Source organism: Paenibacillus sp. SSG-1, assembly GCF_002224835.1.
GTDB classification, from domain to species: Bacteria; Bacillota; Bacilli; order Paenibacillales; family Paenibacillaceae; genus Paenibacillus_AQ; species Paenibacillus_AQ favisporus.
This window is the reverse complement of record NZ_MBRK01000001.1, coordinates 3889366-3907900: the sequence shown is the minus strand read 5'-3', so window position 1 is coordinate 3907900 and position 18535 is coordinate 3889366. Positions and strand designations below refer to the sequence as shown.

The following is an 18535-nucleotide window of genomic DNA, read 5'->3' as shown; positions in this document are numbered from 1 at the left end:
GGTCGGGGCGGTCCCCCCCTGCCACATCCTCGCGGCAGGGTCGGTCAAATCGTAGTAATACTGATCGAAGGGCTCATTGGGCTGCTTGTGCCCCGGGTACAAGGGGACGGCTTTTCGGGTATTTGTCCACTCGGTAAAACCCTCCCCCCACCACAAATCGTTTTCAGGTATCGGGTGAAACTGCGGCAGTAAAAATGCGATAAGCTTCAAGTTGACTTACCTCCCATACAACTTCGACGGCGGCTCAATCCTGATCCCGGCAGGCTGCCCGGACGGTTTGCATTCCTAGCGCTGAGCGGCGAGATGGAGCAGCTTCAGCACCATTTGCAGGCACGAATTGCGGTATTTGCTGCCGTACAGAGCGTTGGTCGACACATACCGCATGAGCTCAGGCCGGTCCCAATAATAGCCGAGTTTTTCCTGCAGGTCGCCGGCGGAGCGGAAGATGACGATATCTTCGTCCGGCCGCATGTACTCGTATAGATTGGGATCGTTCTCCGCCAGCAGAAAGCCTCCGCATGCGCCAATGGCCAAAACCTGCCCGGGCTCCGGCTGCGCATAAATGATTACGGTGGCGCCGTTATAGTATTCCTGGATATCGGCCAGCGGCCGCACGCAGGTTACGCCGTCTTCGGGCTGCCATCCTAAGCCCATGGCAAACACTTTTTTGTCCGCGAGCAGCGGCTTCATGCCGGCGAACATCTCCCGGGTACGCGGATCCGCATTTCCGATGAACAGAATGTCGGATTGATACGCGATATTCACGGCTTTGGGGAAATACACGGATGGATCCGCGGCAAAGGGCAAATATACGATCTGTCTGCAGCCCATATAGCGGTACAGAGGAATGTGGTTGATATTTTGCGTGAATACGAGGTCGAATGCATCCGCAATCGAAGCCAGCTGTTCGGCAGGCGCAGCGGCATCCGCTAGCCAGACCGCTTTTACTGGGGAGCCGGACAGGACCGGATCCCGCAATTCGTCAAAAAAGTTCGCATCGGGATTGCCGAGCACCAGCAGGAGATCGAACGGAATGGCAGTCAGCCCTGCGGGCAGGTTATAGAGGTGCTTTACGGGAGCGGCGGCCTGAGTGACCAGCCTGAGCCCGTCAAGAATGGACTGTTCGGTATGCCAATGGCTATCTTCTGAGAGCAGCGACCGCACAAGAACTTTCATTTGTTTGGTATCCACCGGGCCCGGGGGGGTTCGTGCTCCGTCCAATTCAACCAGAACGGGTGGCGCTGCGGCCGGTTGTTCGGAAGGGACGGTTTCTATTTCGGCAGCAACGGGGGGGCCTGGCAGACTTGGGGCTGCGCCGGGAAGGGGAGCTGGTACGTGTGGTGTTCCACCGCCGTTTTTCTTCAGCACGCGGACCACTATTTTGGCGATGCGCTGCTCGGTAACGGGATGCAAACGGATGTGGTTGCGGCGGGGTCGCTCGCGGCTCCTTTTTTTGTTCATGGCGTTTGATTTCCCTCCTCATCGCCTTAGCATAGTGTCATACCAGTGTATGGTTGTATCGTGAAAGCTGCCCCACGGACAACTGACCTGAAAAGGAAAAAAAGGGCGGATGCTGAAGCCGGCAGCACAAAAAAACCGGCGCTTATCTGCGCCGGCTTCAGCCTGTCTTATCCGATGTTCTAGTTTGGCGAACGGACGCCGATCCCGGTCTGGATCTGCTCCCTGTTCTCCATGCGGTATTCCTTGGGCGACTTGCCGAACCGGGACCGGAATACCCGGTGGAAGTACGTATAGCTGCCGAATCCTGAAGTTTCCGCAATGTCTTCGAGCGACATCGGACTAAACACGATCCGTTCGCGGGCCATTTCCAGCCGGACGTCCAGCGTATATTGCATAATGCTCGTCCCGAAGGCCTCCTTAAACAGATGGACCGCCCTCGAGACGCTGATGCCGACATGTGAAGCGACATCCTCCAGCTTGAAGGATAACGAGGCGTGTTCTTCAATAAAATGCTTCATGCGGTAAGCCAGGTACGTTCTCGGGGTCGTGGAGGGATGCTCGCTAAGGAGGCGGTCCGTTTCGAGGCATAAAATCCGCATATAGTATCCGGATATTTCGGGATACGGGTTGGACATTCTCCGCTGCTCCAGCACGATCTGGCGGAACAGGCTGATCAGGCTCTCGTTAAGCGGGACGCGGATGCGCGTCGGCCGTTTCTGCTTGGCCCACCACTGGTCGATCCATTCCCCGCCGAAGAAAATATGATAGTCGCCGCTTTCTACGGCAAGCTCACCCTGAGCGTTTGGTTCCTCGCCGATCAACAGCTCGTACGGCTCGTCCGGGGAATAAATCAACAGATCGCCCGATTCGACGGGAACAAGCTCACCGTCTACCAGTGCGCGGCATCTTCCGTCGGTCTGCAGACGCATGAGGTAATTTTTAACGCCGTCCATCTCGCTCATGTAGAACGGTTTATGATGAAATGAAAATCCTGCTGTATAAATGTGCACTGAATCTTGGGTGGACATGATAGGGCTCCCTTTGCAATCCAAAAAATAATGACCAGATTGTTCATGTTTCGATCATATAATTCATTTTAATATAAATAAATTCGGAATACCATGTTACTAGATTGTTGAATACGCATTCAGCATCGTAAGGAGTGACTTTCGTGGAGAACAAAATGAAAACCGGCATTATCGGCTGCGGCAACATCAGTGCCATTTACCTGGAGAATTTAAAGAAAAGCCCGGTTGTTGAAGTGGTGGCGGTTGCCGATCTGGTGACTGAACGCGCCCAGGCGCGGGCTGAAGAGTTTGGGATTGCAAACGCATACACCGTGGATGAGCTGCTCGGTGACAAAGAGATTGAGCTCGTCATCAACCTGACGATTCCCGGCAGCCATGCCTCCATCGATTTGGCGGCGCTTGAAGCCGGCAAGCATGTATACGCAGAGAAGCCGCTGGCGACCTCGCTGCAGGACGGCAAGCGCGTGGTTGAACTGGCCGAGCAGAAAGGACTGCGCGCCGGAAGCGCGCCGGATACGTTCCTCGGATCAGGCGTGCAGACCGCCAAAGCGGCGATCGAAGCCGGGAAGATCGGCATACCGGTGGCGGCAACCGCATTTATGATGGGCGGCGGCCCGGAGGGCTGGCATCCGGACCCTGAATTTTTTTACGCGCCGGGCGGCGGTCCGATGCTGGACATGGGTCCGTATTACCTGACGGCGCTGGTTGAGCTGCTGGGTTCGATCCGCCGGATCAGCGCCTCGGTAGGTGCCCAGATCCCGATGCGGACCATCGGCTCGGGGCCGAAGAGCGGCCAGCAGATTCAGGTGCAGACACCGACCCATCTGGCAGGCACCATCGATTTTAAACAAGGCGCCATCGCCACGATGATAACCAGCTTTGATATTAAAGCCGGGGCCAATCTGCCGTGGATTGAAATTTACGGTACGGAAGGAACGCTCAGCCTGCCGGATCCGAACTTCTTTAACGGCGACGTCAAGCTTCGCCGAAGCGGTTCCAGCGAATGGGAAGTGCTGACGCCCGTTTTTGAGAGCACCCAGAACGAACGCGGCCGCGGTGTAAACGACATGGTCGAAGCAATCCGCTCGGGGCGTAAACACCGGGCCAACGGCAACCTGGCCTACCACGTGCTGGAAGCCATGTATGCTTTTGAAGAGTCATCCATCAGCGGCAGCCATGTCGTACTTGCGAGCAGCCATGAATAACGGTCATCCCAATAAGGTGACCTATAAGCGAATACAGGGGTGAACCAATATGTTGAAGCTTGGCCTGCAGTTATATACGGTTCGTGAAGAAATGGAAAAGGATTTTGAGGGTACGTTGAAGAAAGTAGCAGAGCTGGGTTATCAGGGCGTGGAATTCCACACCTTCTTCGGACGCTCCAGCGCCGAGGTCAAGAAGCTGCTGGACGAGAACGGTCTGGTCGCCATCGGGACCCATACGCCGTACGACCGGATGCAAAACGCACTGTACGAGGAAATCGCCTATAACAAGGAGATCGGCAGCAGCAGCCTGATCGTTCCTTACCTTGGTGAGGAGCAGCGCAAGTGGGACGAAGTGTTTGACAACCTGAAGCGTATCGGTGAGAAATGCACCGCGCAGGGGGCCACACTGCTGTACCATAACCACGATTTTGAATTTACGGAAACACGCGGCGAGGAAACGGTGTTCGACGCGATGTACGAAGCGGTGCCCGCCGACCTGCTGAAGGTGGAGCTGGATACGTGCTGGGTATATTTTGCCGGCTACGATCCGGTGGAGTACATCGAGAAGTATGCGGGACGCCTTCCGATTGTGCACTGGAAGGACGTCAAGCGGAAAGAGGACGGCACGCCGCAGACAGTCGAGCTCGGCGCAGGCGAAGTCAACCTGGAAGCCGTAGCCGAAGCAGCGGACCAAGCCGGCGTGGAATGGATCGTTGTGGAGCAGGATTTCTGTGAAAGACCACCGCTCGAAAGCATTGCAGCCAGCATGGAATGGATCAAATCTTATGCCAGAAACGGAGGACCCGTAAATGTCTAGCTCAAGCAAAACCCTGAAAATCGGCATCATCGGCTGCGGAGGAATCGCAAACGGCAAGCATATGCCGAGTCTCAAGAAGCAGCCACAGGCGGAAATGGTTGCGTTTTGCGATATCGTGCAGGAGCGCGCCGAGAAGGCCGCTGCCGAATTCGGCGCAGAAGGCGCCAAAGTGTATACAGATTTCCGCGAACTGCTGAAGGACGCAAGGATCGACGTCATTCATGTATGTACGCCGAACGATTCCCACTCCGTCATTTCGGTGGCGGCACTGGAAGCCGGCAAGCATGTCATGTGCGAGAAGCCGATGGCCAAGACGGCCGCCGAGGCCAAAGCGATGGTGGAAGCCGCCAAGCGCACCGGCAAGAAGCTGACGATCGGCTACCAGAACCGCTTCCGCAACGACAGCCAATACTTGAAGGAGCTGTGCGAGAACGGGGAGCTCGGCGACATTTATTACGGTAAAGCGCTGGCCATCCGCCGCCGTGCCGTTCCGACCTGGGGCGTGTTCCTTGACGAAGAGAAGCAGGGCGGGGGACCGCTGATCGATATCGGCACCCACGCGCTCGACCTGACGCTGTGGCTGATGGACAACTATAAGCCGAAGAGCGTGCTCGGGAGCACCTTCCACAAGCTGGGCCATAAAGAGAATGCGGCCAACGCGTTCGGCCCTTGGAATCCGGAAGAGTTCAAGGTAGAGGATTCCGCATTCGGTTTCATCACGATGCAGAACGGCGCAACGATCGTGCTGGAGTCCAGCTGGGCGCTGAACGTCGTGGAAACCGGGGAAGCGAAGACGGTTCTTGCCGGCACGGAAGGCGGGGCCGACATGAAGGACGGCCTGCGCATCAACGGCGAGAAAATGAGCCGCCTCTATGAAACCACGGTGGATCTGAACGCTGGCGGCGTAGCCTTCTACTCCGGGTCGGCAGAGACCGATGCCGACAAGGAGCAGCGCCTGTGGCTCGAAGCCATCCTGGAAGATAAAGAGCCGGTGGTCAAGCCGGAGCAGGCCTATGTGGTCACGCAGATCCTCGAAGCCATTTACGAGTCTGCCAAAACAGGCAAAGCCGTTTATTTTGAGGAATAGTCATCCTTTGCATAGAAGCAATTATTTATAGCTACGATAACCAAGAATGAGGAGGAGTACACTTGAAACTGGGAGTATTTATGGTATTGTTTGGTGGACGCAAACTGGAGGACGCTTTGGACTATGTCGTCTCCAAAGGATTGAAGGCTGTTGAAATCGGAACAGGGGGCAATCCCGGCAACGCACACTGCAAGCCGGCGGAGCTGCTGAAGGACGAAGCCGCATTGAAGCAATTCAAGGACGCAATCGAGTCCCGCGGCCTGACGATCAGCTCGCTGAGCTGCCACGGCAACCCGCTGCATCCGCAGAAGCATCTGGCTCAGGCCGACCACGAGGATTTCGTGAACTCGGTGCTGCTGGCTGAGAAATTGGGCGTTGAAGTGGTCACCACGTTCTCCGGATGCCCTGGCGACCATGAGGATGCCAAATATCCGAACTGGCCGGTAGCGCCTTGGCCAAACGATTATCAGGAAGTGCTCGCATGGCAGTGGGAGAACAAAGTTATCCCTTACTGGACCGAACAAGCGAAGTTTGCCAAAGAGCATAATGTAAAAATCGCGCTTGAGCTCCACGGCGGATTCTCGGTGCATACACCTGCGACACTGCTCCGCCTGCGCGAAGCTGCCGGCGAAACGATCGGCGCCAACCTGGATCCGAGCCACATGTGGTGGCAGGGCATCGATCCGGTGCAGGCGATCCACATTTTGGGCCGTGAGGGTGCGATCCATCACTTCCATGCAAAGGATACCGTGATCGATCCGATCAATGTTAACAAATACGGCCTGACCGATATGCAGTCCTACACGAACATGCTGGACCGCGCTTGGCAGTTCCGCAGCGTAGGCTACGGACACGATGTAAAAACGTGGGCTGACATTATCAGCGCACTGCGCCTCGTCGGCTATGATTATGTCGTCAGCATCGAGCATGAAGACGGCCTGATGTCTGTTGAAGAAGGCTTCTCCAAAGCCGTTCAAAACCTGCAGCAAGTACTTATTGAAGAGCCACTCGGCGAGATGTGGTGGGTCTAGGGGGATAAACCATTGATTAATGTAACCATTTGGAACGAATTCGTTCATGAAAATATTCACGACGAAGTGAAGGCAGTCTATCCGGAAGGCATTCATGCCGCACTGGCCGCAGGGCTGGACGGGAACGGCTTTGCGATTACAACGGCGACGCTGGACCAGCCGGAGCATGGATTGACCGAAGAAGTGCTGAATGCCACGGACGTGCTCGTATGGTGGGGCCATATGGCCCACGACCAGGTCAGCGACGAAGTGGTGGCGCGTGTCGTAAAACGCGTGCTTGGCGGCATGGGACTCATCGTGCTGCACTCCGGCCATTTCTCCAAACCGTTTAAAGCGTTGATGGGAACCTCCTGCGACCTCAAGTGGAGAGAAGCAGGGGAGCAGGAGATCATTTGGAACGTGAACCCGTCCCATCCGATTTCCATGGGCATTGACGCCAAAATTATCCTCGAGCATGAGGAAATGTACGGCGAATTTTTCGATATTCCGGCTCCGGATGAGCTCGTGTTTATCAGTAATTTCGAAGGCGGCGAAGTGTTCAGAAGCGGATGCACCTTCCGCAGAGGCCAAGGGAAGATCTTCTATTTCCGTCCAGGCCATGAGACGTTCCCGACCTATTACCAGCCGGAAATCCTGAAAGTCATCGCCAACGCGATCAATTGGGCGTATCCTCTCCAAACGCCGGCTCCGGTATTCGGCAACATGCAGCCGGTCAGAGAACTGAAGCCGGCGGCAGTATTGTAAGTTTTCGCAAGGCGCATCAGCCTAAAGCGGCGGTCCAACCGCCGCTTTTTTGCTTGCTTGCAGAGCATGCATGATTTTCGGATGATCTGTAGATCATGGGATCAGCAAGGAATCGGGAGTCCCGTTTTGAAAGGGAGAGAACATTTGCGGAGCTTTCCAGCAGTTGTCTTGTTTCATTTTGCGCAAAAATGTGGTAAAATGAAATATACTAACTTAATGTAAGCGTTCATGAGACGTAACTGTTTACATGGATTCTGTAAAGAGGTGAAGATCATGAATCAACAACAATTTAACATGTGTCCGCGATTCGAAAATGCTTTCTCCATATTAGGGAAACGCTGGAACGGCTTGATCGTCTTTTCCCTGATGGATGGTCCGAAACGGTTCAAGGATATATCGAAATTAATTCCTTCGATGAGCGATAAGATGCTGTCCGAACGCATGAAAGACTTGGAAACGGAAGGAATTCTGGTTCGGCACGTTTATCCCGAAACGCCTGTCCGTATCGAATATGAGCTGACGGATAAAGGCCGAGCGCTGCGTCCCGTTATGGAGCAGGTTCAAGAGTGGGCAGAACAGTGGGTTGAGCTGTAAAACCGTCCGAAAGGTACGGTTCTACGGGAAACCCGTTAACGACAAACCTTCCTTCCATTAAGGAGGGTTTTTGTTAATTATAGGAAAAGACTTGCACCAAATGACGGAGTCTGTAGTATAATTGGTAAAAAACTGCCTTTTCGGCGTATAAGGAGGCGGATGACGATGAGGAAGATCATATTCTCCCAGGGAATCGGGTACGGCAAGGACGATGTACACGAGCTTGAAAGCGCTTCGGTCAAGGTTCGGGGCATTTACGACAAGACACTCAGTATGCTGAGCCGGTATTGGCCGGAATCGATTTGGAAACGCTGGACCTTAGACAGGCCTGCTCAGGCGTCACCTGCCGACGAAGACAAAGACAAGAGCAGTACGATTTTTCAGAAATGGATTCAAGGTCCTACGGGCTGGAAATGCATCGGCTGTGAGCGGCATAATGTCGAGAGCCTTGATGCGAATCATGCCTCGGACGGAACGTCCAAGCATGAATACATCTTTCACAACGGCCGGTATCAGAGCATGCTGCTGCAGGTCATCATTTGGTCCCAGTACGAAGAAATCACCATGTTTCACCCCTTTCTCGGTGACACTCCTTTTTTCACGGAAGAAGAACTGGAGGTCATCTCCACTTATTTTGTGCCTACCTATGTCCATGAAGCCCCTCTGATCCAGCTTGGCAAAAGTTACAAGAAACACAACACGAAATTTCCGATCTACCAGGAATATATTTCAGCTCCGCCGCTGATGCTGCAGTTTGGGGGAGAGGTGCTGGAGGGTACGTGGATGACAGGCGTATACGTGGACCAGGCGAATTTTCTCGGTTTGGGCCCTTATTTGAAAAATACCGACGGCACTCGGACGTTCATGGAGCCTCTTATCGATTAATAGGAAACATCTGCCGGAATGCGCGGATTATGCGGGCCCGGCTCGAATATGGTAAAATAGAGTCCTCAGGGGAGGGCTCTATTTGCGTTTTGGAAGAGTCCTGCGAGATTGCGGAAGCAAAGGTGGTTATTCGATGAGGAAGCCGGTTTTACACGCTGCATTCATCATGTTGATCATAGCAGCACTGCTGCTGACAGGCTGCAAACAAGCCGACCAGGAGGAGGCATCGGCCAACGTTTATTCGAATGACGTCAATGGGGAGGTCTCTCTCTCGGAAAAAGACGGCTTCTTCTCACCGGCGGTCATCCAAAATTTACAGCAATATTTGCAGCAGGGCGTGACGGTCCGGGAAGGGCTGAAGAGAAGCGGCATTGTCGGTTTTAGCGACAACGGAAGCGTCCTGACGATCAGCCAGGTGTCCCTGGATCCTTTATTTGAGTGGGCATTTGAAATCAATGGCAAGAAGCTGGGCAAGGAGAATCTCGACACCGTCCTGCAGGACCATGACGAAATTTCCATCAACATTCAGTACGCTGATCCCAAAAAGGACGGGAAAGATGCAAAGGCTCCCGAATTTACCGTGCTGAAGCTGGACGGCGGGTCCATGAAGCCTGATATGACGCATTCTTATGTATTTCCTTACACCAATAATCAAAGCGTCAGGGACGTTATGGCGCACAGCGGTTTCGTGAAGCTGACGGACAATAAAATGTACGTAGACACCGTCCAGGGGTACAGTCCCAAATCGGTGGAGAAGTGGGTCGTCAAGGTGAACGGGAAGGAACTGGTGGACAGCGGTTTGGAAATGAAGCTGACGCCGCAGGATGAAGTGGAAATCAGGCTGGAACGGGCAAGCGTATAATGGACAAACCCAATAGAAGCAAATGTACAAGCCCGAATTGGGCTGACAGCGAATTTGAAATGAAAATCCAGAATAAATGATATATGTCGTGAGTAAAAGGAAGGGTACCCCTATGTGGATGAATGAGAAGATCAAGGCTTCTGAGGTGGAATTAACCGGCTTAAACGGCGAGGATATCGGAATCGTCCCGACCAGGGAAGCATTGGCCATGGCCCGCAAGCTGAAAGTAGACCTCGTCTGCACGTCGCTGATGAGCAGTCCGCCGCCGTGCCGGCTGGTGGCTGCCGCCGACGCCAAGAAGGAAGCCCAGGCAGCCAAAGCCAAATCTTCCGACCGGGTAGTAAAGGTGAAGGAGATCCGGCTGACCCCGAACATCGAGGAGCACGATCTGGACACGAAGAAGCAGCAGGCCGCGCGAATATTACAAGCGGGAAATGCAGTCATGCTGGTGGTCCGGGTGCAGGGTAAGGAGGGTGCCGCCGCCAAGGTTCTGCTGGAGGACCTGGTTCGGGAATTAAAGGAGTGGGGACGCGCCAAAACAGGCATCCAGGTGAGCGGCAAGCAGGCTGCCGTACAGATCGATCCGGTCGCATAAATAAAAGACAAAGCCCCCGGGCGCCGTTTATTCAGGCACTCAGGGGCTTTTGTGCGGTTCGGGTTAATCATTAAGCGATCTCCAGCCGTCGAGGTCGTGGACGGACACCCCTGCGAATGAGGTGTTGACCTGCGCCAATTGCTGCAGCTTGCCCAACTGGGAGTCCATATAAGCTTTTCCTTCCTCATAGAAGGTAATAAATTCGCCTTCGCTGCTCGGCTTCGTTTCGACAGAAGCAAAGGCCGGCTTGCCGAGATAGTTCGCCTCTTCCAGTTCGCGCTTGGCGGTGCTGTAGATGCCGTCGGCGGTATCCCGGTAGGACATGATCGCAACGGCGTCATATTGGCTGATCATGAAGCGGCTCAGCGTGCTTGTTCCGTCCGCTGTCGTATAGTTGCAGAGCCAAAACGGAATATCGGCGGCAACTGGAAGATTCATTTCACGCACATTATCGGTTAAATACTGGACGTTCTCCTGCCATTGGCGGATGACCGAGGTCTGGTCCGACTTCCATTGAGGCAGCACGTGGGGTTCGATGTCGACATGAACGCCCTGGAACTTCTCGTCCTCTGCAGCGCCGTTCTGGTACGCCTTCACCCAATCGAGGAAGCTTGTGATTTTGTAACGTTCCGACGTAAGTCCCCAGGACGGGGCGCCGCTGAGCGCATCGACCCGGATATCCAAAGCTCCGGCCTGTTTGATGAAGCTCTTATAGTAGGAAGCAGGAATATCGCTGTTGGTCTGGAGATAAATCGTCCGGACGCCGTGATCGGCCGAAAATTTCAGCATCTCCTTGGCTTCCGTCTTGATCAGCACCGTGTTCCACAGCCAGGTGGCTTTGGTGTAACCTTCCGCTTTAGCCTCATTTCCGGGGAAGAGACCCGCGGCAAACCATAATACAACGAAGGCAGCAATCCATCCTGAACGCAATGAATATTTACTTGACATGACAATCGTACACTCCTTTATGTGATATGCGGTACTACCTGATTCAATGGACCCTCTTTCACGACAAATACGATTCCTTATGACCAGATCTGGCAGCGGGTAATACATATGATGTTCCTGGTTTTGGCGGATCTCAGTCCTCCTTACAAGGATCTGTAGTCTGATAGCAGGCCCACGTCACGATAGGTAGATCTGCGTAGTGGATGAGTCCTTGGAAATAGGTGCTATCCAATTGATCGGTTCTTTATTCCGCATTATATATAGGTCTTAAGAATCATTTAATAGTATATGAAGAAAGCGCTTTAATGAATATAGGTATTTGGAAGGGTGGTAAGAGAAAAATTAGAGGGTGGTAGAAAGGAATCGAAGAGATACAGTCCTTTTAGCACATGAAAAACCCCCTGCGCTGCACGCAGAGGGAAGTGATGATTTCTCTTAAATCCGGCATATTTCCTTCGGGCAATGCTCACAGTGACAGATGCCCTGCAGATGAGAAATGTCGTTAATGACAATCAGGCCGTCCACAATGTCCACCGCACCGCATTTGCGGAGGTCGCCCAGCATCCGGTTGACGCTTTCGCGCGTAGCTCCGATCAGGTTCGAAAGATCCGTGTTGGTAAGCTTTTTATGGATGATGATACGTCCTCCGGTATGTTCTCCGTACGTATTGCCGAGCCGGATCAGTGTCGAACAGAGCGCGCCGGGCTTGCCGTACATCATAAGATCCCGGAACTTGGTCTGCGTGAGGCGATGATGATTGCCCATCCATTTCATAAAGTCCATCGCAAAAGCGCCGTCCTGGCAAATGAGGAATTCCATATCCTGCTGGTCGATCACGCCGACGACGCTGTCCTCAAGCACCTCGGCGGTATAGCTGTGCGTACGGCTGCCGATCGGGTCGGCCTGGCCGACGATATCGCCGCTTGTATACATATAGACGATAAGCTCTTTCCCTTCGACCGAGGATTTGCTTAATTTAACGCATCCGCTGTAGATATAGTAAAATCTGTCGGCAGCATCCCCTTCCCAGAACAGGTGGGAACCCGCAGGCATCTTGATTTCCGTCATCATGGAAAGCATCCGTGTGAAGTTGGTGTCCGAGAAGCAGCATGTATTCCGGACCGTGTCCTCGAGTGCAGGCAGTGTGCTCATCGTTCATTTCCCCTTTTTGACTTGCTGTAATGTGATTGCCTTTATCCATATTATAGCGGGAATACGAGCGGCTGAGTGCGCGCCGGGCGGGCGAAAAGTGTCAAATTTCTAACAATGTGATTATTTTCACTTAATGTAGAAGATTTTCCCCCTGCATTAGCGGAATATTCTCCTTACGGATCTGGCGGCCGCTTCTTATAATTAAGCATGTAAACCAGATTGCTAAGGGGGGCTAAACCAGATGAAGATGAAAAGAAGTTTGATGCTGCTGATCTCGTTATGTTTTGCGGCGTCGCTCGCGTTATCCGGTTGTGGAAGCGATAACAAATCGGCCGGAGAGACGGGCGGGGGTTCATCGGGAACGGAGCCGAAGACGGAGGAAGCGCAAAAGGCCGAACCGTTCGAGCTGACACTGAGACATACGCAGGTTGGCCAGGACAAAGAGAAGCGTTTTGCCATTTTGCAGGACGTCGTGAAAAAGACGGAGGGCGAAATCGAAGGGTTAACGTTCAAGCTGGATGGCGTGGAATCCGACGTCAACCGGAAAGAGAAGCTGCGCGGCGAAATGGCGGCAGGCAATCCGCCGGATATATTCGACCTGTTCGGCAGCCCCGATTCCAAAGTGTACGCCAAGGAGGGCAAACTGCTTGATTTGACGCCGATCATTGAGGAGCTGGGGATCAAGGATAAGTTCAGCTCGCTCGAGCCGTTCACTTACGAAGGTAAGGTCTACGGACTGCCGATCGGCGGATCTGGCGAAGGCTTCTTCTACAACAAGGAGTATTACGATAAAAAGGGCTGGGCACCGCCTAAAACGTTCGCCGAGCTGGAAGAGCAGCTGGCCGCGATCAAGGCCGACGGCAAGGTGCCTATGGCGGCAGCTTCCAAGGCAGGCTGGGTGCCGCTGATGCTGACCAACCATCTGTGGTCGCGCTACGCGGGACCGGACATTACGAATAAATTCGCTACAGGCGAAGCCAAATGGAACGATCCGAACATGGTCAAGGCGTTTGCGAAGCATAAGGAATGGGTCGACAAGGGCTATTTCAAAAAGGGCGAGCTGGGCTTTGAATACGCCGAGTACACGACCCAATTTACGAGCGGGGAAGCCATTCTGATGTATGACGGAACCTGGAAGTCTTCGGTGTTTAAGCAAGGGGAATCCGGCGAAGGCATGATCGGTAAAGTCGGCTTCTTCAACCTTCCGCCGGTGGACGGCGGTGTAGGCGATCAGACGGCGCTGATGCGCGACGTCAACAACGGCTACGGCTTCTCGTCCGCGGTCGCCAAGGATCCGCGCAAGCTGGAAGCAGTGAAAGCGTTTATCAAGAACCTGTTTAATGAGGAAATGCAGATCCGCGGCTTGGTGGAAGACGGGGTCCTGCCGGCCATGAAGCTGGACGCATCTGTGCTGGAGTCGAGCATTACTGACGATCTGATGAAGCAAATCGTCGACGTGCTGAACTCGGCCCAATCCTCCTTCCCGGCATTCGACTCGCTCGTACAGGCTGACGTGACGACGGAAATCAGCAACATTCAGATTCAAAAGCTGATCGGCAACCAGACGACGCCTGAGAAGATGGGCGAAGCGCTCCAGAAGGCACAAGAGGAAGCGAATTCACTGGAAGAATAACGGCAGCTGATGCGGTGTGCCTCGGGTCAAACCGGGGCACCTGTTTTTTACTCAACCCCCTCAAGTCTGAGGGAGCATGACATTTTTTCGGGCGGACGACCAAGCGCCCGCGTTGGGAGGAACTCCATGAACAAAGCATTGAAGAATCCTGCGCTCTACGTCCTGTTTATTCTTCCCTGCTTGATTTTGTTTGCCATGTTTTTTCTGTATCCGATTGTAAGCTCGATCCGTTACAGCCTGACGAGCTGGAACGGCGTATCCAGCGATCCGAAATTCATCGGCTTCGACAACTTCGTGAAGGCGCTGACGGAGAAGCGGTTTTGGACCGCAGTCCGAAACAACGGCTATTTCATTTTGTTTTCCTGCGGAATCCAAGTGCCGCTGATCGTCTTTTTTTCGCTCCTGATCGCCCATGTCAAAAAATTGAAGGGGCTGTACAAGACGGCAGTATTTTTGCCTTCGATTATGTCCACAGCCGTGATCGGCATCCTCTGGGGATTTATTTATGAGCCGAACATCGGGCTGCTGAACAATATTTTGAAAGTGTTCGGCATCGAACCGCTGTATTGGCTGTCCGACGAAAAATACGCGATGCTGTCCATCCTGATTACCAATGCCTGGCAGTGGACCGGCTTTTATATCGTCATGGTTCTCGCCGCCATTATTTCCATTCCCCGCGAGCTGGACGAAGCCGCCGCCATCGACGGGGCAACGGCTGTACAGCGGGCGTTCTCCATTACGCTGCCGCTCATTAAGCCGATCATCTCCGTCGTCATTATGCTGTCCATCGCAGGCGCGATGAAAGCCGCGGACATCGTCATCGTCATGACGAAGGGCGGACCGGCGGGTTCGACTGACGTGATGGCCACCTACATGATCAAATATGCCATTACCAACTTCAAATACGGGTACGGCAACAGCATTTCCGTTCTCATCTTCGTCTTTACATTAATACTGACCGCCCTGTACCAACTGTTGATTGCAAGGCGCAGCGAAAGGATTGAATACTGATGACCAGGCTCAAAAAACTGCTGCCCCACATCGTCTTGATGGCCTACTTATTGGTTATTCTTTTCCCGTTCCTGTTCGTGCTTTTCTCGTCGGTCAAAAAGGATAACAATGCGATCGCCCTGAACCCGTTCGGCATACCAAAGCAGTTTGCGTTAGGTAATTACGTGGAGGCATGGGTCAACGCCAAGATCAGCACCTATTTTTTCAACAGTCTGTATATCTCGATTCTGTCGGCCGTCGTATCGATCCTGATCGCCGCGATGTTTGCGTTTGCGATAACCCGCATGCGGCATTTCAAAATCAGCGCGCTGCTGTCTGGCCTGATCCTGGTCGGCATGCTCATCCCGAACAACGCGCTTATGCTCCCGATTTATCTGCTCGTACGCAAGCTTGGGATCCTGGATACGCATCTGGCGCTCATCATTCCTTACATCGCCAATGCGCTCCCGTTCTCGGTCATCATTCTGGCGGCGTTCATGCGGTCCCTGCCCGGTGAAATCGAGGAAGCAGCCGTCATGGACGGGTTGAAAGCCCAGGGTATATTTGCTAGAATTGTCGTACCCCTGACGGTTCCGGCCATGGTTACGGTGTTTATCGTGAACTTCCTCGGCAACTGGAACGAATTTTTGCTAGCCAACTACTTCCTCTCCAATGATTCGCTGCGGACCCTCCCGGTCGGGATGGTGCAGTTCCGGGATCAATACCAGATGAATTACGCGCAGATGTCAGCCGGCATCGTCTACAGCGTCGTACCTGTCATCGTGATTTACGCGATCCTTCAGGAGAAAATCATTGAAGGCGTTACAGCAGGCAGTGTTAAGGGATAACATGCGAAGAAACGGATGAATGCCAATGAATTTGCGGGTAAAATTGTTTACGGCATTTGTTACACTGATCATCGTTCCGCTGTGCGTGCTGGGCGTCGTTACCTTTATGGTGACCTCTCATTCGATTGAGACCAAATACAGCCGGCAGACGGAATATTCCCTTAAAGCGATCAGCTACAGCATCAACAGCGTGCTGAAGCAGATGGACAACGTGACGGATAACGGCATCGCGACCTCGGTGTTTCATATGGCGCTCATCGCCAAGGACCCGACCAAACAGGATTTGAACGATGCCGAGCAGCTGAACCTGAACAACAGCCAGCGCAACTTCCGGAGCCTGCTGTACAACCATCCTGCCATCAGTTATGCCTATCTGTACAACCTGCAGGGCAGCGGACCGTCGAGCACGGTCTCCATTTTCACCAAGGAAGACTTTAATACGCTGTCATTCGAAGAGTTTAAAGCCCATCCGCTTTATCAAGAGGTTATGGCCCTGAATGGGGTCCCCAAATGGCTCGGACCGCATGAATACCCGGAAATCACCGGATCCGACCCGGTGTTTACACAAATTCGGCTTATCAAGGAGCTGAGCTATTTTAAAAATATCGGGATTTTGGTGACCCAAATCAAAAACTGGGATATCGAGCTGATCTTCCGCAACCTTTCTTTAAACCGCGATATGCAGTCCACCGATTTTATGCTCGTAAACGATAAAGGACTTATTCTGTATGATCCGAATAAAGTGCTGGACGGCCAGCCAATCCAGTCCGTGATGAAGAGGGACGTCAAGTTCGGCGGTGATTTTCAGAGCTTCAAGACGGCGTTTAACGGGGAAAAAAGCATCGTTTCGATTTATCATATGAAAGAATACAATTGGAGTCTCGTTTCCGTCACTTCGTGGAGCTCCCTGTCACAGGAAACGCTGGTCTTTGCCAAATGGTTTATCGGCATTACGCTCGTCTGCCTTTTGGCGGCGGTGACCTTCAACATGGTCTTCATGAACCGGATTACCGGCTCGATCGCGGTCATCGTCCGCTTCATGCGTAAAGTGGAAGGCGGGGACTTCAATGTCCAGGTGCACCACCGGGGCAAAGACGAGCTGCATATTCTGGCGAAGGGCTTTAACGATCTGGTTGAACGGGTCAACGGCCTGTTCCAACAGATCCAGAAGGAGCAGAAGCAGAAGGCGAAGGCAGAGCTGCGGGTGCTCCAGGCCCAGATCAAGCCGCATTTTCTGTTCAATACGCTCGAGTCGATCAACGTCCTTGCGGTTCAGAACGAAGGGGAGAAGGTCAGCGAAATGGTGCACCGGCTTGGCAACATTTTGCGGATCAGCATCCAGGACAATGAGGAGATTACGCTTGGCCAGGAAATCGAGCATTTGCAGAGCTATTTGGAAATCCAGAAATTCAGGTTTCAGGATTTGTTTGAATATGAGATCGATATTCCGCCGGAGCTGCGGAGCCGCAGCGTGCTGAAGCTGACCCTGCAGCCGCTCGTCGAGAACTGCATCCAGCACGGCTTTGAAGGGATCGGCTATAAGGGCATGATTTATGTGTCCTGCTGGAAAGAGCGCGGCCGGCTCGTACTGCAGGTACAGGACAACGGCATCGGCATCAGTCCGCGGCAGCTGGCGGCTTTTGAATACATGAAGAGCGATGGCGGGGAACCGCCGGAAGCGAAGGATATGCAGGTGAACCACGAGCGGAGGGGACTCGGCGTACGCAGTGTTGCCGACCGCATCCGGATTCACTACGGCGATGTATACGGGTTGTTCATTTGTTCGTCCGGGACCACCGGAACGATAATCCAATGTATCATACCAGACAACGAGTGGAGGGACATGGATGATTCTGAACGTGCTGCTGGTTGATGATGAAGCCCCGATTCTGAACAATCTGAAAAGCGTTATTCCGTGGAACGACATGCAGATGCAGGTCTATACCGCCCGGAGCGGACAGGAGGCGTTGGACATTTGCAGTCTCCATACCCCCGATATCGTGCTGTGCGACATTCGCATGCCGGTGATGGACGGCCTGACCCTGATCGGCGAGCTGCGCAAAGGCGGATCCGCCGCTGAAATCATTCTTCTAACGGGATATCAGGAATTTGAGTATGCCCGGCAGGCGATCAAGTATAATGTCAGGGAGTACATTTGCAAGCCGATCCATTACAAGGAGCTGGAGAATACGATCCGCTCCGCCCGTGAGGATATTCTCCGGAAACGGCGGAGCGATCCGTTCCAGGTGACCGTCGCCCGGATAGAGGAGGACAGCAGCGACAGCGGGGCAAGAAAGACCCCGCAGCAGCTGATGTCGGAAGCGATTCTTTATATCGGCGAACGGCTGGGCAGCGATCTGGGCATCGAGGAGCTGGCGGGACACCTGGGCATCAGCTGCAGCTATTTTTGCCTGCTGTTCAAAAATCATCTCGGCGTCACCTTTGTCGAGTATTTGACAGGGAAACGGATCGAAACCGCTAAATATCTGCTTACCCACAGCGACAAAAGCATCACGCAAATCGGCAGCAGCATCGGCTACCAGGAGCGGAGGTACTTTACCAAAGTGTTCCAGCGTCATACCGGGCTGACACCGTCCGAATTCCGTGACCAGACGAAGGGAAGAACGGCGGGTTAGCGGACGATCGGCGGAGCAA

Annotated in this window: 19 protein-coding genes; 14 read left to right on the top strand and 5 right to left on the bottom strand. The window is 53.5% G+C overall.

Annotated elements, in window-relative coordinates; all coding sequences use genetic code 11:
- The 3 genes from BCV73_RS35840 to BCV73_RS18115 form a co-directional block, all read right to left on the bottom strand.
- Positions 1-210: glycoside hydrolase family 99-like domain-containing protein (locus BCV73_RS35840; protein WP_256992889.1), on the bottom strand; the 210-nt coding region annotated here is incomplete at its 3' end.
- Between the two features lie 75 nt (positions 211-285).
- Positions 286-1461, bottom strand: coding sequence for a glycosyltransferase family protein (locus BCV73_RS18120; RefSeq protein ID WP_089548120.1), 1176 nt, complete (start codon positions 1459-1461; stop codon positions 286-288).
- Between the two features lie 179 nt (positions 1462-1640).
- Entirely contained in the window at positions 1641-2489 is an 849-nt protein-coding gene (locus tag BCV73_RS18115; RefSeq protein WP_076169972.1) for an AraC family transcriptional regulator, read from the bottom strand.
- A gap of 155 nt (positions 2490-2644) precedes the next feature.
- On the opposite strand from BCV73_RS18115, the gene BCV73_RS18110 reads away from it, so the two are divergent.
- The 9 genes from BCV73_RS18110 (at position 2645) to infC (ending at position 10309) form a co-directional block, all read left to right on the top strand.
- Positions 2645-3694 carry a Gfo/Idh/MocA family protein gene (locus tag BCV73_RS18110; RefSeq protein WP_089550307.1) on the top strand — a complete coding sequence of 350 codons (1050 nt, stop codon included), beginning with the start codon at positions 2645-2647 and terminating at the stop codon, positions 3692-3694.
- A gap of 49 nt (positions 3695-3743) precedes the next feature.
- Entirely contained in the window at positions 3744-4511 is a 768-nt protein-coding gene (locus BCV73_RS18105) for a sugar phosphate isomerase/epimerase family protein (protein ID WP_089548119.1), read from the top strand.
- On the top strand, positions 4504-5598 hold the full coding sequence (locus BCV73_RS18100; RefSeq protein ID WP_089548118.1) for a Gfo/Idh/MocA family protein: 1095 nt from the start codon (positions 4504-4506) through the stop codon (positions 5596-5598). The genes BCV73_RS18105 and BCV73_RS18100 overlap by 8 nt, the downstream gene beginning before the upstream one ends.
- Positions 5599-5660: 62 nt before the next feature.
- Positions 5661-6629, top strand: coding sequence for a sugar phosphate isomerase/epimerase family protein (locus tag BCV73_RS18095; protein WP_089548117.1), 969 nt, complete (start codon positions 5661-5663; stop codon positions 6627-6629).
- Between the two features lie 12 nt (positions 6630-6641).
- Positions 6642-7373, top strand: coding sequence for a ThuA domain-containing protein (locus BCV73_RS18090; RefSeq protein ID WP_076169976.1), 732 nt, complete (start codon positions 6642-6644; stop codon positions 7371-7373).
- Between the two features lie 273 nt (positions 7374-7646).
- Positions 7647-7967 (top strand): winged helix-turn-helix transcriptional regulator, encoded by a 321-nt coding sequence (locus BCV73_RS18085; RefSeq protein WP_076169977.1) that lies wholly within the window; start codon positions 7647-7649, stop codon positions 7965-7967.
- A 165-nt stretch (positions 7968-8132) separates the two neighbouring features.
- On the top strand, positions 8133-8852 hold the full coding sequence (locus tag BCV73_RS18080; RefSeq protein ID WP_089548116.1) for a hypothetical protein: 720 nt from the start codon (positions 8133-8135) through the stop codon (positions 8850-8852).
- Positions 8853-9018: 166 nt separating this feature from the next.
- Positions 9019-9714, top strand: coding sequence for a hypothetical protein (locus BCV73_RS18075; protein ID WP_218828155.1), 696 nt, complete (start codon positions 9019-9021; stop codon positions 9712-9714).
- A 112-nt stretch (positions 9715-9826) separates the two neighbouring features.
- Positions 9827-10309 carry a translation initiation factor IF-3 gene (infC, locus tag BCV73_RS18070; protein ID WP_089548114.1) on the top strand — a complete coding sequence of 161 codons (483 nt, stop codon included), beginning with the start codon at positions 9827-9829 and terminating at the stop codon, positions 10307-10309.
- Positions 10310-10372: 63 nt separating this feature from the next.
- Here the strand turns inward: infC and BCV73_RS18065 are convergent, their stop codons facing one another.
- Together BCV73_RS18065 and BCV73_RS18060 are read right to left on the bottom strand one after the other, a co-directional pair.
- Entirely contained in the window at positions 10373-11257 is an 885-nt protein-coding gene (locus tag BCV73_RS18065; protein WP_089548113.1) for a hypothetical protein, read from the bottom strand.
- Between the two features lie 435 nt (positions 11258-11692).
- Positions 11693-12409: a Crp/Fnr family transcriptional regulator gene (locus BCV73_RS18060; RefSeq protein ID WP_089548112.1), complete on the bottom strand. Its 717-nt coding sequence runs from the start codon at positions 12407-12409 to the stop codon at positions 11693-11695.
- A gap of 247 nt (positions 12410-12656) precedes the next feature.
- Between BCV73_RS18060 and BCV73_RS18055 the strand changes: the two genes are divergently transcribed.
- The 5 genes from BCV73_RS18055 (at position 12657) to BCV73_RS18035 (ending at position 18516) form a co-directional block, all read left to right on the top strand.
- Positions 12657-14042, top strand: coding sequence for an ABC transporter substrate-binding protein (locus tag BCV73_RS18055; protein WP_179232148.1), 1386 nt, complete (start codon positions 12657-12659; stop codon positions 14040-14042).
- Between the two features lie 126 nt (positions 14043-14168).
- The gene (locus tag BCV73_RS18050) at positions 14169-15053 is read left to right on the top strand and encodes a carbohydrate ABC transporter permease (RefSeq protein WP_076169984.1); all 885 of its coding nucleotides are present in this window, start codon (positions 14169-14171) and stop codon (positions 15051-15053) included.
- Entirely contained in the window at positions 15053-15880 is an 828-nt protein-coding gene (locus BCV73_RS18045; RefSeq protein WP_089548111.1) for a carbohydrate ABC transporter permease, read from the top strand. The genes BCV73_RS18050 and BCV73_RS18045 overlap by 1 nt, the downstream gene beginning before the upstream one ends.
- Before the next feature lie 25 nt (positions 15881-15905).
- Positions 15906-17753 carry a cache domain-containing sensor histidine kinase gene (locus BCV73_RS18040; protein WP_089548110.1) on the top strand — a complete coding sequence of 616 codons (1848 nt, stop codon included), beginning with the start codon at positions 15906-15908 and terminating at the stop codon, positions 17751-17753.
- On the top strand, positions 17728-18516 hold the full coding sequence (locus tag BCV73_RS18035; protein WP_234489329.1) for a response regulator transcription factor: 789 nt from the start codon (positions 17728-17730) through the stop codon (positions 18514-18516). Before BCV73_RS18040 ends, BCV73_RS18035 begins: the two co-directional genes overlap by 26 nt.
- Positions 18517-18535 lie beyond the last annotated feature (19 nt).

Excerpts from the sequence above, each read along its gene's own strand:
- BCV73_RS18120 (WP_089548120.1), bottom strand. The coding sequence starts at position 1,461 with ATGAACAAAAAAAGGAGCCGCGAGCGACCCCGCCGCAACCACATCCGT.
- BCV73_RS18055 (WP_179232148.1), top strand. The coding sequence starts at position 12,657 with ATGAAAAGAAGTTTGATGCTGCTGATCTCGTTATGTTTTGCGGCGTCG.
- BCV73_RS18100 (WP_089548118.1), top strand. The coding sequence starts at position 4,504 with ATGTCTAGCTCAAGCAAAACCCTGAAAATCGGCATCATCGGCTGCGGA.
- BCV73_RS18060 (WP_089548112.1), bottom strand. The coding sequence starts at position 12,409 with ATGAGCACACTGCCTGCACTCGAGGACACGGTCCGGAATACATGCTGC.
- BCV73_RS18085 (WP_076169977.1), top strand. The coding sequence starts at position 7,647 with ATGAATCAACAACAATTTAACATGTGTCCGCGATTCGAAAATGCTTTC.
- BCV73_RS18035 (WP_234489329.1), top strand. The coding sequence starts at position 17,728 with ATGATTCTGAACGTGCTGCTGGTTGATGATGAAGCCCCGATTCTGAAC.
- BCV73_RS18050 (WP_076169984.1), top strand. The coding sequence starts at position 14,169 with ATGAACAAAGCATTGAAGAATCCTGCGCTCTACGTCCTGTTTATTCTT.
- BCV73_RS18105 (WP_089548119.1), top strand. The coding sequence starts at position 3,744 with ATGTTGAAGCTTGGCCTGCAGTTATATACGGTTCGTGAAGAAATGGAA.
- BCV73_RS18065 (WP_089548113.1), bottom strand. The coding sequence starts at position 11,257 with ATGTCAAGTAAATATTCATTGCGTTCAGGATGGATTGCTGCCTTCGTT.
- BCV73_RS18080 (WP_089548116.1), top strand. The coding sequence starts at position 8,133 with ATGAGGAAGATCATATTCTCCCAGGGAATCGGGTACGGCAAGGACGAT.
- infC (WP_089548114.1), top strand. The coding sequence starts at position 9,827 with ATGTGGATGAATGAGAAGATCAAGGCTTCTGAGGTGGAATTAACCGGC.
- BCV73_RS18040 (WP_089548110.1), top strand. The coding sequence starts at position 15,906 with ATGAATTTGCGGGTAAAATTGTTTACGGCATTTGTTACACTGATCATC.
- BCV73_RS18115 (WP_076169972.1), bottom strand. The coding sequence starts at position 2,489 with ATGTCCACCCAAGATTCAGTGCACATTTATACAGCAGGATTTTCATTT.
- BCV73_RS18110 (WP_089550307.1), top strand. The coding sequence starts at position 2,645 with ATGAAAACCGGCATTATCGGCTGCGGCAACATCAGTGCCATTTACCTG.
- BCV73_RS18075 (WP_218828155.1), top strand. The coding sequence starts at position 9,019 with ATGTTGATCATAGCAGCACTGCTGCTGACAGGCTGCAAACAAGCCGAC.
- BCV73_RS18045 (WP_089548111.1), top strand. The coding sequence starts at position 15,053 with ATGACCAGGCTCAAAAAACTGCTGCCCCACATCGTCTTGATGGCCTAC.